We start from the raw sequence: 14,078 nt of genomic DNA, 5'->3' as shown, positions 1-14,078 counted from the left end.
GTGGGCGCCGGTTTGTCTATTCCGGGAGACCGGCCAGCGTCAACAGATAGGGGACATAGTGGTCAACGAGCAGAAAGGCGAACAGCGCCATCAGGTAGATGATCGAATAACCGAACGTCTTCATGGCCTGCCTGTCGCTTTCGTCGTGCATCAATGCCCATGCGTGATAAAGGAATCCCGCACCCAGTCCAAGTGCGCCGGCAAGATACAGCAGCCCACTCATATGCGTAACAAACGGCATCACCGTCACCACCACCAGCAGAATGGTATACAACAGCACCTGCAGGCGCGTGAACTGTACGCCATGCGTCACCGGCAACATGGGAATATCGACCCTGGCGTACTCATGACGCCGGTGAATGGCGAGCGCCCAGAAATGCGGCGGCGTCCACACGAAGATGATCAGAAACAGCAACAGGGCATGGGGATCAACCGTACCGGTAACCGCCGTCCAGCCAAGTACTGGTGGCGCCGCGCCTGCCGCGCCACCGATAACGATGTTCTGTGGCGTTGCACGCTTCAGGTACAGCGTGTAGATCACGGCATATCCGATCAGGGAAGCAAACGTCAGCACCGCCGTGAGCGTGTTGACGAACTGCACCAGAATCCACATGGCCAGCGCGCCAAGCAGCAGCGCAAAGACAAGGCAATTACGGCTGGTCATGGTACCGCTGGCAACCGGCCGGTTACGCGTACGCGCCATCTGGGCATCGGCATATTGATCGACAACATGGTTGATGGCTGCAGCCGACGCAGCCGCCATGCCGATCCCCAGTGTGCCGAAAATCAGCGGTTGCCACGGCACCATCCCCGGCACAGCGAGAAACATACCGACCAACGCGGTAAAAACGATCAGCGCCACAACTTTCAGCTTGCATACGCCGAGGTAATCCCGCCAGCGGGTTCCCAATGTGGCCGTCATCGAGTAACTCATACCTTTTCCCGGCGCCGCAACGGCGCGCATCAGCGGATTGCAAAGAACGGGTATTTTACCCTAATCCGGAGTACTTTAAGAGCTTCTCCAGGTCCTTGATCATCCCCCGGGGCTGTTCGCCCGGATCATACTTCATCATCAGGTTGCCGAGCGGATCGACCAGGTAAATCCGGTTCGCGTCCAGCGGGTCCTGCTCATCCAGTACAAAAGTCTGCAGCAAGGCCTTCTCATTTCCTGCCGACACGATGACCTGGCCGGGAAAGTGCGCCTGCAGCTCCTGCTGTTTCGCCTCGACAACCCCCCCCGTATCCCACAGCATCAACCGCCCCAGGCGGTCTATGTTCTTGCCCTGGGCCAGGCGGATCTGGCGAATGTTATACAACTGCTCGACACAGGCTCTTTCACATGGCCCTTTTGCCAGGTAGAGAATCGTCCACTTGCCACGCAGAAACGTTTCGTCAATTGTTTGCCCCTGCTGCGTTACCAGCCTGAATGCCGGCAGCTTGCGCACCGGCTGAACCAGGTCACCGTTGTTCGTGGTGATGTCCGGCTTCCAGTCCGGAAACAGCGTAATAACCAGTGCGGCAACAATCAGTGGCGCGGCAAACATGCCCAGCACCACCACCATGGACAGCCTTGCACGTCGCTGCTTCGGATCTGCCGGAGAAACGGTATTTTGGGTCATTCCTTCACTCTTCGTGTATTCACTACCAGATAGATAATCAGCAAGGTTATCGCCAGACCAAACCATTGTACGGCATAGCCGACATTACGCTCAGGCCCGAATCCGGCCACAGGTTTCCACTCACGCACATAACCGGCAGGTTCCCCGGCATCGAGCAGCAACACAACCGGCAGTAACGGCCGCCCCAGTTCCGCGGACAGCGCCTCGATACCTACCCGCTGGATACGCCATGGCCAACGCTGGCGAGGTTCTTCCTCACCCAGCATGAAAACCCTTTCCGGCGGAATCTTTATTCGCCCGAAAATCTGTCGCTGTTGTTCAGAGACTGTCACATCAGGAAGCCTGTCCCGGCTTTGCCCCAGCGGAACCCAGCCCCGGTTAACCAGCACAGCCACTCCCGAGTCACGAATCACAAAGGGTGTCAGCACCTGGTAACCCGCCCGCCCGGCATGGGTTCGGTTATCGAGCAGGAACTGGTGACGGTTATCATATTGTCCTGTCACCGTTGCGCTGCGGTAGTTCAATCCTGTGACCGTTTTCAGGTCTGCCTCTAACTGTAAAACCGTCTGATCGCCCTCTTCACCATACTGGCTGAGCAGCGCTCTTTTCTGTTCAGCACGATCCAGCTGCCAAAAACCCAGGGCCAGCAGAAACGCAAACATCACCACGGTCACCAGCGTCGGCCAGCGACCGGGGCTGAATTCAAGACGACCAATTCGCATACCGGAAGAGTACGTAGCCCCCGATACGCTCGCAAGCGAAATCTGCTTACCCTATACTCAGAAATATTGATATTTACACCGGTACAGTACAATGTGGATCAAGTTTCTGATCATTGCAGCACTCATCGCAATCCTGATCAGCCTCGCAAGTGGCATGGTATTTCTGATCAAGGACAAAGGTAAAACCGAACGTACTGCAAAGGCCCTGACCGTGCGTATTGGCCTGTCGGTCGCCCTGTTTGGCCTGTTGATGCTCGGCATCTTTACCGGCCATATCAAACCACATGGCATCTACCCTGCCGGTCACCCCGCCAGCCAGACGGCTTTACAGCCTGGAAAATAAAAAACGCCGCATGAGCGGCGTTTTTTGTTACCGACCTGCGTTCTGCTACAGCAGGTAGACAAAGATAAACAAACCCAGCCAGACCACGTCCACAAAGTGCCAGTACCAGGCGACAGCTTCAAAACCGAAGTGCCGGTCTGGTGTGAAGTGTCCCTTTGCACAACGCAGGGTAATCACAATCAGCATGATGGTGCCGAGGGTTACATGCAGGCCGTGGAAGCCGGTCAGCATGAAGAATGTAGAGCCGTAGATACCGGAACCCAGTGTCAGATTGTGATGCTCACTGTAAGCTTCGCCGTACTCGTAAACCTGGAAGCCCAGGAAGGTTGCGCCCAGAATCACCGTTGCCGCCATCCACATAACCAGCGAACCGCGGTTTCCCTTCTTCAGCGCCCAGTGTGCAAACGTGATGGTAACGCCACTCGACAGCAGCAACAGGGTGTTCAATGCCGGGATTTTCCAGGGATCGAGCAGTGTAAACTCACCACCCACATTACCCGGACCATTGGTCGGCCAGGTTGCTTCCCAACCATTCCATAGCAATTCATTGGTGCCCGGATCGCCACCACCCAGCCACGGCACGGCAAGGACACGCGCATACCAGAGCGCCCCAAAGAAGGCCGCAAAGAACATGACTTCCGAAAAAATGAACCAGCCCATGCCCCAGCGGAACGACTTGTCCACCTGCGTATTATAGGTGCCCGCCTCGCTCTCGTTGATGACGGTACGGAACCAGCCGAATACCATGTACAGAAGAATGGCAAAGCCGACCAGCATCACCGTACTGCCTGAGCCCGAGCCATTCAAAAAGTTGGCAAAGCCCTGCAACATAACGAACAGGCCGATGGAGCCAATGATTGGCCAGCCGCTGCCATGGGGCACATAATAGCTGCCGTTTGTTTCACTCATACTTCCGTCCTCGTTTTGGCTGATATTTATCAGTTAATGGCTTTCTTATGTTCAAAAAAAGTATACGAAAGGGTAACCACCTCGATTTCTTCCGGCAGCTCTCGATCCACCATAAACAGCAGCGGCATATCGCGCCCTTCCTGCGCAGAAAACTGCTGTTCGGTAAAACAGAAGCATTCCGTTTTCCTGAAATGCCGGGCGGCCTGACCTGGCGTAACACTCGGCACCGCCTGCCCGACCATAACCCTGTCAGTACGATTCCTGGCGAAATAGGTTGTGCGGTACATTTTTCCGGGGTGCACTTCCATGCGGCTGACTTCAGGCCTGAAATCCCACGGCATGGACTCATTCACGCTGGCAATGAACTCAACCGTCACCGTCCTGCTCATATCAGGCTCTGTTATCGGGATAGCAACACGCCCACCGGTCTTGCCATTGATTCCCGTAATATCACAGAATACGTTGTATAACGGCACCATGGCGAAACCAAAGCCGAACATCCCGAGCGTCACCAGCAGCAGACGCCTGACGACTTTCTGATTCGCAGTCCGGGCGGCTTTCATGTCACCCCACTCCACCCGAGGAAGTGACCGACCAGAAGAACAGGGCCAGCACACCGGTCGCCACTGCTGCAAGCAGCAGGGCCAGCCGGATATTGGAACGCCTCAGCTTTGACTCATCTTCAACAGGCATCATTTCCGCATCCGTATGCATTGTCCCTACTTAACCTCGGGAGCAACGGTAAAGCTGTGGTAAGGCGGCGGCGAGGACAGGGTCCACTCCAGGCCGTCTGCACCTTCCCATACCTGGTCTGTTGCCTTGCTGCCACCGCGCACCGTCTTGATCACAATGTAGACAAACAACAGCTGGGTCAGCCCGAATGCAAAACCGCCAAGACTGGATATCTCGTTGAACCCGGCAAACTGGGTCGAGTAGTCAGGAATACGGCGCGGCATACCGGCGAGCCCCAGGAAGTGCTGCGGAAAGAACAACACGTTGACGAAAATCGCCGACAGCCAGAAATGCAGTTTGCCGAGTTTTTCGTCGTACATGTTACCGGTCCATTTAGGCAGCCAGTAATAGACCGCTGCAAAGATGGAGAACACTGAACCCGACACCAGCACATAGTGGAAATGCGCCACAATGAAGTAGGTGTCGTGGTACTGGAAATCAACCGGCGTGATCGACATCATCAACCCCGAAAAACCGCCAATGGTAAACAGCATCACAAAACCCAGCGCGAACAACATGGGCGTTTCAAAGGTCATTGAGCCTCTCCACATGGTGGACACCCAGTTAAACACCTTCACCCCGGTAGGCACCGCAATCAGCATGGTCGCATACATGAAGAACAGCTCGCCGGTAAGCGGCATGCCTACCGTGAACATGTGGTGCGCCCAGACGATGAACGACAGGAAGGCTATCGATGCCGTTGCATACACCATGGAGCTGTAGCCAAACAGTTTCTTGCGCGCGAAGGTCGGGATGATCGCCGACACCACACCAAACGCCGGCAGGATCATGATATAGACCTCGGGGTGACCGAAGAACCAGAAAATGTGCTGGAACATGACCGGGTCACCACCACCTGCGGCATTAAAGAACGATGTATCGAAGAAGCGATCCGTCAACAGCATGGTCACTGCACCCGCGAACACCGGCATGACCGCGATCAGCAGGTAAGCTGTAATCAACCAGGTCCAGACAAACAGCGGCATCTTCATCATGGTCATGCCCGGTGCGCGCATATTCATGATCGTTACGATGATGTTGATTGCACCCATGATCGACGAGATACCCAGCAGGTGAACCGAGAAGATCAGGAACGGGAACGCGTCGCCGGTCTGCAGCACCAGCGGCGGATACATGGTCCAGCCACCCGCCGGCGCACCACCTTCCATGAACAAGGTACTTACCAGCATGATGCCGGCAAACGGCAGAATCCAGAAACTCCAGTTATTCATCCGCGGCAACGCCATGTCCGGCGCGCCGATCATCATCGGTATCAACCAGTTGGCCAGCCCGACAAATGCCGGCATGATGGCGCCGAACACCATGATCAGCGCGTGCATGGTGGTCATGGAATTAAAGAACTGGGGATCCACAAACTGCAGGCCAGGCTGGAACAGCTCGGCACGGATAACCATCGCCATGGCGCCGCCAATAAAAAACATAATCAGCGAAAAGACCAGGTAGAGGGTACCGATATCCTTGTGGTTGGTAGTAAATACCCAGCGAAGCAGCCCCTTCGGGTGCGCTTCGTGATGTGCGTCGTGTGTTGTTGCAGTACTCATTACTTCTCCTCCACGACCCTTAGCGGGCTGCCTTTATTTCCGAAGGTTGAACCAGGTCACCGGTATCATTACCCCAGGCATTACGCTCGTAGGTAATAACGGCGGCAAGGTCGATGTCGTTCAGCTGGCCGGCGAACGCGCCCATAGCCGTGCCGGGCTTGCCGTGTATGACAATATCCATGTGCGCCGCTTTCGGGCCGGTAGCTATTGCACTTCCCTTCAGCGCCGGGAAGGCGCCAGGTACGCCCGCACCATTTGCCTGGTGACACGCTGCACAACTGCTGGCATAGACCTTTTCTCCACGCTCCATCAGCTCGGCCATCGCCCATTCACGATCGGCACCGGCCGATGCGGCATCCATCTGGCGCTTCTGATCGGCTATCCACTGCTGGTAGTCCGCCTCGTTTTTGACGATTACGACGATAGGCATGAAGCCGTGATCCTTGCCGCAAAGCTCGGCGCACTGACCGCGGTAGGTGCCTTCCTTCTCGGCCCTGAACCACATTTCATTGACAAAGCCGGGAATCGCGTCTTTCTTCATACCGAAGTCAGGCACCCACCAGGCGTGAAGCACATCGTTGGCTGTAATCAGCAGGCGAACCTTTTTGTTGACCGGGACGACCAGCGGGTTATCCACTTCCAGCAGGTAGTTCAGCCCTTTCTCCTGCCGGTTTTCAATCTGGTCCCTTGGCGTGGCCAGCGTACTGATGAAGCTCACACCCGAATCCAGGTAATCGTAGCCCCATTTCCACTGGAAGCCTGTCACCTTGATACTGAGATCCGGATTACTGGTATCTTCCATCATCACCAGCGCTTTGGTTGCCGGAACCGCCATACCCACCAGGATCAGGAACGGCACAATGGTCCAGATAATCTCGACCGTGGTGCTTTCATGGAACTGTGCAGGCCTGGCACCTTTCGACTTGCGGTGCTTTACGATAGAAATGAACATGGCAGCAAACACCACCACGGCTATCGCCACGCAGATCCACAGTATCAACATGTGCAGACCGTAAATCTCGTGACTGATGGGTGTGACGCCCTTGCGCAGATTCAACGCGTAATCTGCGGAGACTCCTCCGGCGCTGGATAACAGGACAAGCCCTGCTCCTGCCGTCAGCAAACGCTTTATTTTTGACAAAAACATACCCGCTTTTCTCCTTCCAACTCCCGAATACCAGATTTCTTATATTTCGTGTTTACTGTATTTCACACTCTGCGCCCGTCACGGCGCGAGCACCTCGCGCAACTGCCGCGCGAGTTGTTGTTTTTCGGCCTCTGTCAGGTATTCACCGATTTCGGTGCTGCGACCGTGCGACCGGAGCAATAACCGTGACGGGTGCCCCTTGACGGCCGCCGCCTCAAACCTGACCTGTACCCAGGCGCGCAGAAAACTGCTGCGACTCTCCGAGCTGTCCACACACTCAATAATATCAACACAGTCCTCATGGATATTCAACTCCTGCCAACGCATGCTGCGTCGAGACACCGTGTACAGCGCGACACCCAGCACCAGCATCTCCAGCCCGGCAAACGGAAGAATCAGCCACATACCCTGTATTGCAAATGCGATTGCAATGCTGAATGAAACGATGACCATGCCAAGGTAAAACTGCACCGTTTCCCGCCAGGGCAACGAGCAATTCGGCCGGATCATGAACCGGTGGGGCGTATTGAAACTGTCAAACTGGGTTGCGACCACCGTGTTACCTCTGGCAAACATTCCGGGCCACGAGAAAAAGCTGCAGTCTCGCGCACTGGCCCGCATGCTACAGCACAGCACAATTCAGGTGCAAAAAAATTTAAAATTTACGGGCATAAATATTAGCTATATCAGGTACTTGTAAACCATTATATAGTTATTTGTTAATGTGCTTATATTCAATACAAAACACGGCGCTTACGGGTTTAACCGTTAACCGTCAGCCTGCGATTCATTAACGAACACCCGAAAAATAGCATTCAAGCGACTGTCATAACTGCCGAAATCATGGGTATACACCCAATCCGGACCACGCTGTGACGGGATTACCGAAACACGGCAGGGGAAATATGTTATGGAAAAGTTACTGACATACCTGTTTACTGCGGCCATGCTGCTGTCAGCTGCCACCAGCCATGCTGCAGGCGAAGCGCTGTTCGAGCGCAAGATGGCGGCCGCCCGGACCGGTGATGCGGAAGCCCAGTACGACGTGGGCTACCGTTACGAAAAGGGCCGCGGCGTGGATGAAGACGAAGAACTCGCGCTCGACTGGTACCGGAAAGCCGCAGACCAGGGCATTGCCAAGGCGCAGTACAAGGTCGGCACCTACTACATGAAAGGCATTGCTGTTGATGAAGACCTGGAACAGGCAAAGATCTGGCTGCAGAAAGCCGCCGACCTTGGCTATGCACCCGCCCAGTATCAGCTGGGGAAACTGTATGCCGCCCCACGCGGTGGTCGTGACTACCAGATGGCCGTCACCTGGCTGCAGAAGGCACAGGATAACGGTTACGAGCCTGCAACTCGCGAACTGAACAAGGTCAGGCGCATGCTCAACTAGCCCGGCAAGGGCTGCAGATCGATACAGCGCGCATGCTGAAGCAGGACTTCTTCGTCCGTTTCCAGTGGCAGGTCCGCCAGCAGCGGGGCGCCCAGCCGCTCCCTGAGCGCAGCGATGTTTTCTTCTATCCGCGCGCAATCGCTGTCCAGCCGGTTGGCGACCCAGCCGCACAATGTCAGCCCGCTGCGACGTATCGCTGCTGCTGTCAGCAACGCATGATTCAGGCACCCCAGCCTGATCGCCACCACCAGCACCACAGGCAGACCCAGCGTTCGCGCAACGTCAGCCATGGTATGTGTTGAATTGACCGGCACCATCCAGCCGCCCACACCTTCGACAACAACCCTGTCAGCGGTTTCCTGCAACTGCGCGAAAGCACGCTGAATAACCGCTATTTCGATTTCAACACCCTCGGACTGCGCCGCAATATGTGGCGCAACCGGCGCCTCGAAGGCATAGGGATTAACAAGCCGGTAGGGATCGGCCGAGCTGGATACCGCCATCAAACGCAGGGCATCATCATTGCGTAAACCGCTTGCTGTCCTCTCACAGCCACTGGCCACCGGCTTCATAACGGCAACGGTTTGCCCTGCCCTGCGCAATGCTTCAACCAGCCCGGCACTGACAACTGTCTTGCCAGCACCGGTATCGATTGCAGTGACAAAAACACCTGCTGTCATGAGGGATGCCCCGTTTCCAGTGAAACACTGATTGTATTCTCGCTCACCCATGCATGGCCATTGACGATTTCATAACTGGCCGGCAGTACGCCGTCTCGACGAAATGTTTCATATGCCTCGACCAGCCGTTGCATATGCTGCTTCCCGGTCAAACCGCGCGACCGGCCACGGGTCACATTATGGGCACCGATCTGTTTAAGCTCGCGCATCAGTTTCCACACATCCGGGTAGGTTACAGTCAGGCGTTCGACATCCATCACCGGGTCAGCAAACCGCGTTCGAAGCAGCGCATCACCCACATCGTGCATATCGAGAAAGGTATTTACATGCGCATATTCATCAACAGCCCGCCAGCTTTCGCGCAGCTCCTTCAGCGTGTCCGGCCCAAAACTGGAAAACAGTAACAGGCCACCCGGCCTGAGCACACGGCGCAGTTCAGTGAACGCGGCATCCAGATCAACACTCCACTGAAGCATGAGATTGGAGAACACCAGGTCGAAACTGTTATCGGCAAACGGCAACGTCTCGGCATCGGCACATACGCACCGGGGGCGTCGTAACCAGCGCCCGCGCCGGCGTGCCCGTAGCAACATGGGTTGAGCAATATCGAGCGCGATAACATCGGACTTACGGTAACGCTCCAGCAAACCATCAACACACTGGCCGGTTCCGCAACCCAGGTCGAGAATACGCTTTGGCTGCAAGCTCATCAGGTCCAGGCGTTCCAGCAGGCGCGCACCCACCTCGCGCTGTAACACAGCGGCTTCATCGTAACCTGCAGCCGCCCGCTCAAAACTGCGTCGCGCCAGCGCCTTGTCAGGAAGGCCGCCCGTATCACGCAACATCAGCCTGCACCTTCATTTGCAATAAACCATTGCTTCGCCAGCTCAACACAAACCGCGGGGTGTGATAAAAACGGCGCATGCCCGGCACCTTCCAGCACGACATGGCGCTCGTCAGCCAGCAGGCGGGAAACACTCGCCGGCACCAGGCTGTCACGTTCACCGAATACACCGTACAAGGGCACGGCAACATGCTCGACATGATGACGGAGATCAGATTCCTGCAGCAGCTTCAGACCGGCTTGCAGCGCCTCTGCCATGGCGGGGGGGCGCGTCTTCAGCTCCTGTCGCAATTGTCTGAGCAGATCACTGCTGTGGTCTGCACTGCGTACCTGCAATGCAAGAAAACGCGCCAGGGTTTTTTCCGCGTCAGCGTCCAGATGACCGGCAAACTGCTCAAACACTCTGGCATCTACAGCACAGGGCCAGTCTGCCGCCATGACAAACCTTGGCGTGGAAGCCATCAGCATCAGGCCACGCACCTGCCGGGGTTCGCGTTGCGCGGCGGCCAGTGCGACCAGCCCACCCAGTGACCAGCCTATCCAGTAAGCCGGTTGTGCTACGCAATCGAGCACCTGCTGTGCCCAGTCATCCAGCGAAATCGCCGCTTGCCAGGGGCTGTTGCCGTGCCCGGGCAGATCAATCACATTGACGTGAAACGCTTCTCCGAGCTGTTCCGCGAATAGCCGCAGCAGTCCCCCGTGCATCCCCCAGCCATGCAACAGCACCAACTCCGGCCCCTGGCCATATTGATCACGATGCAGCATGCGCCAGTTCCCGGTAACAGTTCCCCAGCACATCGAGCAAACGATCAACCTGCTCCGGCGTATGCTGTGCAGACAAGGTAATACGCAGACGTGCCGCTTGTTCCGGCACCGTCGGCGGGCGAATCACACCAGCCAGGATACCCCGCCCGCGCAAGGCTTCACCGAGCTTCACCACCATCGCCGCATCACCGACCAGCAGCGGCTGTATCGGTGTCATGGATTTCATCAGTGGCAAATCCAGTTCCGCTGCACCCGAGCGGAAGCGCTCAATCAAATCGCGTAAATGTCCGCGCAACCCGTCACCTTCCTGTACCAGGCGTAATGCCGTGCGCGTTGCCCAGGCCACTGCCGGTGGTGTTGCCGTTGTATAGACGTAAGTGCGCGCCTGCTGAATCAGTGTTTCCACCAGCGCCTCGGAACCCGCAACAAAAGCACCAAAAGTTCCCAGTGACTTGCCCAGTGTCGCCATCAGAATCGTGTTATCCGCACCCTTGCCCAGCTGATCCACAAACCAGCCACTGCCGTCAGCGCCCAGCACGCCGAAACCATGCGCATCATCGGCCAGCAGCCAGGCATCGTGACTTCGGCACAGGGCCTGTATTTCCGTTAACAACGCACAGTCGCCGTCCATACTGAACACGGCGTCGGTTGCCACCAGTTTGTCACCGCGCGCGATTCCCGACAGCCGTCGCTCCAGACTCTCCATGTCGTTATGCCGGTAACGCAATAATCTGGCGCCGCTGAGTTGCGCGGCATCGATCAGTGACGCATGGTTCAGCCGGTCTTCGACCAGTGTATCACCACGTCCGATCAAGGCTGATGCAACACCAAGATTGGCCATGTAACCGGTCGAAAACAACAACGCGCGAGGCTGGCCGGTAAAGGCCGCCAGATCTTCTTCCAGGGCTTGATGTGCGTAGCTGTGGCCGGTAATAAGGTGCGCGGCACCACTGCCAACACCAAAGCGCTGCGCACCTTCGGCAAGCGCACTGACCAGGTCAGGGTGGCTGGCCAGTCCGAGATAATCGTTGCTGCAGAAGGAAAGGTACGGTTTGCCGTCGATGATGACTTCGACGCCCTGGGCACCGTCCAGCGTCTGACGCTGGCGGTACAAATGCTGTTGCCTGCGCTGCTCCAGCGCTGGTGCAAGATCGCGCATCGGCAATCAGACCGGGCGCAGCCCCAGCCGTTCGAACAGCTGGCGATCGTGATCAGCCCCGGGATTGCCGGTCGTCAGCAACTTTTCGCCATAGAAAATGGAGTTGGCGCCTGCCATGAAACACAAGGCCTGCATCTCATCGCTCATCTGTTCACGACCGGCCGACAGGCGAACGTGCGACGCCGGCATCAGGATACGCGCGACTGCCAGCGTGCGGATAAACTCAAACGGGTCGATAGCCTCGACTTCATCCAGCGGTGTTCCCTCGACCTGCACCAGCATATTGACCGGCACACTCTCCGGATGCGGCTTCTGTATCGCCAGCTGCTCCAGCAGGGAAACACGGTCCGCGCGCCCTTCACCCATACCGACAATGCCGCCACAACAGACATTGATGCCCGCCTCCCGCACATGACGGATCGTGTCCAGCCGTTGCTGGTAGGTCCGGGTGGAAATAATCTCTCCATAGAATTCCGGCGAAGTGTCGAGGTTGTGGTTGTAGTAATCCAGCCCCGAACCGGCGAGGCGAGCCGCCTGTTCATTATCCAGCATGCCCAGCGTCATGCAGGTTTCCAGCCCTTCCTCACGCACCCGCTCCACCATCTCCAGCACGCGCTCGAAATTCTTTCCACGTGGGTTACGCCACGCCGCGCCCATGCAAAAACGACTGGCGCCGGCTCGTTTGGCGGCGCGCGCGGCCTCGACCACAGCCTCGACGTCCATCAGTTTTTCCGCTTCGACAGCCGTTTCGTGATGCACGCTCTGGGGACAATAACCACAGTCTTCCGGGCAGCCCCCCGTCTTGATGCTCAACAGGGTACTGACCTGGACCTCGTTAGGATCAAAGTGCTGTCGATGCACCTGCTGGGCGCGATACAACAGATCATTAAAAGGCAAATCGAACAATGCCTGAATTTCGTCCCGACCCCAGTCAAAACGCAATGCAGCGGATTCCCGCTTCGTGACTTCGTTAGTGGCTGTGTGATTCATGATGCTCCACGGGTAGTTCCATATCAGACCAGCTATCACGGCGAATACGCAGTAAGTCCACCATCGACCAGGGAATGAGAATCAGCGCGGCAAAAGCCCAGGCGACGAGGTACCAGGTCCAGCCCCCGCCCGGTATAAATGTTGCTGCCGCCACAAAAAACCCGGTAATGGCATAAAACCGGTAGGCCGCCTGCTGCGTGTAGTGACCGACTTTTTCATTGGGATGGTGCCGGTTCATGGCATAAACCAGCATCGACAGTCCCAGCCACAACATCCCCAGCGGAATCGGCACCAGAATTGCCAGAATATTGCCGTAATTGAACAACGCGGCCGCCCGGCGTGCCCGGCGGCCCGGGAGCTGTACAGGGTCGCCCTGGGGCGCTGCGGAAATATTGGGTTCGGTCATTGGCTTCAATAAGATACACTGCCGTTTCAGGGCGCGACTATGCGTGGAACAACACCTTTATGTCAACCAGGGAAGGTTGTCTATGGTTTACAACTGGCTAAATTATACACAGCACTGGCTGATCCCGGTCCGCTGCCCGCTTTGCCTTGCACCAACCCGCAGCTGGCAACCTGTTTGCCCGGGCTGTTACCGGGAACTCCCCTGGCTTGCACCGGACTGCAACAGCGGCGTCATCGCTTTACCTGCAAATACCGCTCAACCTGATGCCGGCAAGCCCCGGCTGTCTGCGCTGGATGGCTGCCACGCATTGCTCGAATACCGGGCGCCGATTGACCAGTGGATCTGTCAACTCAAATTTCACCAGGATCTGACGGTGGCGAAAATGCTCGGACAATTGCTGGCCGGGCATATCCCGGCAGGAAAGGGGACAAAACTGATACCGGTACCCTTGCACAAACGCCGCCTGCGCCAGCGCGGGTTCAACCAGTCACTGGAAATCGCACGGCCACTGCAACGACAGGGTTACCGGATTGACGCACGCAGTTGCAGCCGCCCACGCTTCACTCCGCCGCAATCGGAACTGTCTGCCCGGGCTCGCCTTGAAAATCTGCGTGACGCCTTTCAGGTAAGGGGCCGTATGACAGGCCAGAGCATCGTACTGGTTGATGATGTGCTGACCACCGGCGCTACACTCAACGCGCTGGCCGACGCGCTCAGGAAAGCTGGCGCCAGCCGGGTTGAAGCCTGGGTGATAGCGCGCACCCCGGAGCCCGGGGTGCGCTGAGGCAACGTAATCTCAACCTT

18 protein-coding genes are annotated in these 14,078 nt (G+C 56.9%); 3 read left to right on the top strand and 15 right to left on the bottom strand.

The genetic code is table 11. From position 1 onward, the window contains the following. Window positions 1-16: 16 nt before the first annotated feature. The 3 genes from cyoE to ACW81B_RS01350 are packed head-to-tail and all read right to left on the bottom strand — an operon-like array spanning window position 17 to window position 2,341. Window positions 17-934: a heme o synthase gene (cyoE, locus tag ACW81B_RS01360; RefSeq protein WP_491578400.1), complete on the bottom strand. Its 918-nt coding sequence runs from the start codon at window positions 932-934 to the stop codon at window positions 17-19. A gap of 55 nt (window positions 935-989) precedes the next feature. Continuing rightward, the gene (locus tag ACW81B_RS01355; RefSeq protein WP_491578399.1) at window positions 990-1,619 is read right to left on the bottom strand and encodes an SCO family protein; all 630 of its coding nucleotides are present in this window, start codon (window positions 1,617-1,619) and stop codon (window positions 990-992) included. Then, window positions 1,616-2,341 (bottom strand): SURF1 family protein, encoded by a 726-nt coding sequence (locus tag ACW81B_RS01350; RefSeq protein ID WP_491578398.1) that lies wholly within the window; start codon window positions 2,339-2,341, stop codon window positions 1,616-1,618. Before ACW81B_RS01350 ends, ACW81B_RS01355 begins: the two co-directional genes overlap by 4 nt. Window positions 2,342-2,432: 91 nt before the next feature. Here ACW81B_RS01350 and ACW81B_RS01345 point away from each other — a divergent pair, with 91 nt between their 5' ends. Further along, entirely contained in the window at window positions 2,433-2,684 is a 252-nt protein-coding gene (locus tag ACW81B_RS01345) for a twin transmembrane helix small protein (protein ID WP_491578397.1), read from the top strand. A gap of 45 nt (window positions 2,685-2,729) precedes the next feature. Here ACW81B_RS01345 and ACW81B_RS01340 read toward each other — a convergent pair whose 3' ends face one another. From ACW81B_RS01340 to ACW81B_RS01315, 6 genes are all read right to left on the bottom strand, one after another. Continuing rightward, complete coding sequence (locus ACW81B_RS01340) at window positions 2,730-3,593, bottom strand: cytochrome c oxidase subunit 3 (protein WP_491578396.1); 864 nt, start codon at window positions 3,591-3,593, stop codon at window positions 2,730-2,732. 29 nt (window positions 3,594-3,622) lie between these two features. Further along, window positions 3,623-4,156 carry a cytochrome c oxidase assembly protein gene (locus ACW81B_RS01335; protein WP_491578395.1) on the bottom strand — a complete coding sequence of 178 codons (534 nt, stop codon included), beginning with the start codon at window positions 4,154-4,156 and terminating at the stop codon, window positions 3,623-3,625. Window position 4,157: 1 nt separating this feature from the next. Beyond that, complete coding sequence (locus ACW81B_RS01330; protein ID WP_491578394.1) at window positions 4,158-4,307, bottom strand: hypothetical protein; 150 nt, start codon at window positions 4,305-4,307, stop codon at window positions 4,158-4,160. 5 nt (window positions 4,308-4,312) lie between these two features. Further along, a complete protein-coding gene (gene ctaD / locus ACW81B_RS01325; protein ID WP_491578393.1) occupies window positions 4,313-5,887 on the bottom strand; it encodes a cytochrome c oxidase subunit I in 1,575 nt (524 codons plus the stop codon). Between the two features lie 19 nt (window positions 5,888-5,906). After that, a complete protein-coding gene (gene coxB / locus ACW81B_RS01320; protein ID WP_491578392.1) occupies window positions 5,907-7,034 on the bottom strand; it encodes a cytochrome c oxidase subunit II in 1,128 nt (375 codons plus the stop codon). A gap of 78 nt (window positions 7,035-7,112) precedes the next feature. After that, window positions 7,113-7,544 carry a DUF2244 domain-containing protein gene (locus ACW81B_RS01315; RefSeq protein ID WP_491578438.1) on the bottom strand — a complete coding sequence of 144 codons (432 nt, stop codon included), beginning with the start codon at window positions 7,542-7,544 and terminating at the stop codon, window positions 7,113-7,115. A gap of 400 nt (window positions 7,545-7,944) precedes the next feature. On the opposite strand from ACW81B_RS01315, the gene ACW81B_RS01310 reads away from it, so the two are divergent. After that, a complete protein-coding gene (locus ACW81B_RS01310) occupies window positions 7,945-8,430 on the top strand; it encodes a tetratricopeptide repeat protein (protein WP_491578391.1) in 486 nt (161 codons plus the stop codon). Here the strand turns inward: ACW81B_RS01310 and bioD are convergent. From bioD to ACW81B_RS01280, 6 genes are read right to left on the bottom strand one after another with little or no spacing between them, the layout of a single operon-like run. Then, window positions 8,427-9,110: a dethiobiotin synthase gene (gene bioD, locus ACW81B_RS01305; protein ID WP_491578390.1), complete on the bottom strand. Its 684-nt coding sequence runs from the start codon at window positions 9,108-9,110 to the stop codon at window positions 8,427-8,429. The genes ACW81B_RS01310 and bioD overlap by 4 nt on opposite strands. Continuing rightward, window positions 9,107-9,955, bottom strand: a complete 849-nt coding sequence (gene bioC, locus ACW81B_RS01300) for a malonyl-ACP O-methyltransferase BioC (protein ID WP_491578389.1) — start codon at window positions 9,953-9,955, stop codon at window positions 9,107-9,109. The genes bioD and bioC overlap by 4 nt, the downstream gene beginning before the upstream one ends. Then, complete coding sequence (gene bioH, locus ACW81B_RS01295; RefSeq protein ID WP_491578388.1) at window positions 9,955-10,719, bottom strand: pimeloyl-ACP methyl ester esterase BioH; 765 nt, start codon at window positions 10,717-10,719, stop codon at window positions 9,955-9,957. The genes bioC and bioH overlap by 1 nt, the downstream gene beginning before the upstream one ends. Continuing rightward, window positions 10,706-11,878 carry an 8-amino-7-oxononanoate synthase gene (gene bioF / locus ACW81B_RS01290; RefSeq protein WP_491578387.1) on the bottom strand — a complete coding sequence of 391 codons (1,173 nt, stop codon included), beginning with the start codon at window positions 11,876-11,878 and terminating at the stop codon, window positions 10,706-10,708. Before bioF ends, bioH begins: the two co-directional genes overlap by 14 nt. 6 nt (window positions 11,879-11,884) lie before the next feature. Further along, on the bottom strand, window positions 11,885-12,868 hold the full coding sequence (gene bioB / locus ACW81B_RS01285; RefSeq protein WP_491578386.1) for a biotin synthase BioB: 984 nt from the start codon (window positions 12,866-12,868) through the stop codon (window positions 11,885-11,887). Next, entirely contained in the window at window positions 12,849-13,274 is a 426-nt protein-coding gene (locus tag ACW81B_RS01280) for a hypothetical protein (protein ID WP_491578385.1), read from the bottom strand. The genes bioB and ACW81B_RS01280 overlap by 20 nt, the downstream gene beginning before the upstream one ends. Before the next feature lie 82 nt (window positions 13,275-13,356). Between ACW81B_RS01280 and ACW81B_RS01275 the strand changes: the two genes are divergently transcribed. Beyond that, a complete protein-coding gene (locus ACW81B_RS01275) occupies window positions 13,357-14,058 on the top strand; it encodes a ComF family protein (RefSeq protein WP_491578384.1) in 702 nt (233 codons plus the stop codon). The last annotated feature ends 20 nt before the right edge of the window (window positions 14,059-14,078 follow it).

The organism is Thiogranum sp. (assembly GCF_058323355.1).
Note: the sequence above shows the minus strand (reverse complement) of the source record. Positions and strands in the feature narration are given on the sequence as shown.

What these genes read in the sequence shown, in the direction of transcription:
- cyoE (WP_491578400.1), bottom strand. Translation starts at nt 934, where the DNA reads ATGAGTTACTCGATGACGGCCACATTGGGAACCCGCTGGCGGGATTAC.
- ACW81B_RS01355 (WP_491578399.1), bottom strand. Translation starts at nt 1,619, where the DNA reads ATGACCCAAAATACCGTTTCTCCGGCAGATCCGAAGCAGCGACGTGCA.
- ACW81B_RS01350 (WP_491578398.1), bottom strand. Translation starts at nt 2,341, where the DNA reads ATGCGAATTGGTCGTCTTGAATTCAGCCCCGGTCGCTGGCCGACGCTG.
- ACW81B_RS01345 (WP_491578397.1), top strand. Translation starts at nt 2,433, where the DNA reads ATGTGGATCAAGTTTCTGATCATTGCAGCACTCATCGCAATCCTGATC.
- ACW81B_RS01340 (WP_491578396.1), bottom strand. Translation starts at nt 3,593, where the DNA reads ATGAGTGAAACAAACGGCAGCTATTATGTGCCCCATGGCAGCGGCTGG.
- ACW81B_RS01335 (WP_491578395.1), bottom strand. Translation starts at nt 4,156, where the DNA reads ATGAAAGCCGCCCGGACTGCGAATCAGAAAGTCGTCAGGCGTCTGCTG.
- ACW81B_RS01330 (WP_491578394.1), bottom strand. Translation starts at nt 4,307, where the DNA reads ATGCATACGGATGCGGAAATGATGCCTGTTGAAGATGAGTCAAAGCTG.
- ctaD (WP_491578393.1), bottom strand. Translation starts at nt 5,887, where the DNA reads ATGAGTACTGCAACAACACACGACGCACATCACGAAGCGCACCCGAAG.
- coxB (WP_491578392.1), bottom strand. Translation starts at nt 7,034, where the DNA reads ATGTTTTTGTCAAAAATAAAGCGTTTGCTGACGGCAGGAGCAGGGCTT.
- ACW81B_RS01315 (WP_491578438.1), bottom strand. Translation starts at nt 7,544, where the DNA reads ATGATCCGGCCGAATTGCTCGTTGCCCTGGCGGGAAACGGTGCAGTTT.
- ACW81B_RS01310 (WP_491578391.1), top strand. Translation starts at nt 7,945, where the DNA reads ATGGAAAAGTTACTGACATACCTGTTTACTGCGGCCATGCTGCTGTCA.
- bioD (WP_491578390.1), bottom strand. Translation starts at nt 9,110, where the DNA reads ATGACAGCAGGTGTTTTTGTCACTGCAATCGATACCGGTGCTGGCAAG.
- bioC (WP_491578389.1), bottom strand. Translation starts at nt 9,955, where the DNA reads ATGTTGCGTGATACGGGCGGCCTTCCTGACAAGGCGCTGGCGCGACGC.
- bioH (WP_491578388.1), bottom strand. Translation starts at nt 10,719, where the DNA reads ATGCTGCATCGTGATCAATATGGCCAGGGGCCGGAGTTGGTGCTGTTG.
- bioF (WP_491578387.1), bottom strand. Translation starts at nt 11,878, where the DNA reads ATGCGCGATCTTGCACCAGCGCTGGAGCAGCGCAGGCAACAGCATTTG.
- bioB (WP_491578386.1), bottom strand. Translation starts at nt 12,868, where the DNA reads ATGAATCACACAGCCACTAACGAAGTCACGAAGCGGGAATCCGCTGCA.
- ACW81B_RS01280 (WP_491578385.1), bottom strand. Translation starts at nt 13,274, where the DNA reads ATGACCGAACCCAATATTTCCGCAGCGCCCCAGGGCGACCCTGTACAG.
- ACW81B_RS01275 (WP_491578384.1), top strand. Translation starts at nt 13,357, where the DNA reads ATGGTTTACAACTGGCTAAATTATACACAGCACTGGCTGATCCCGGTC.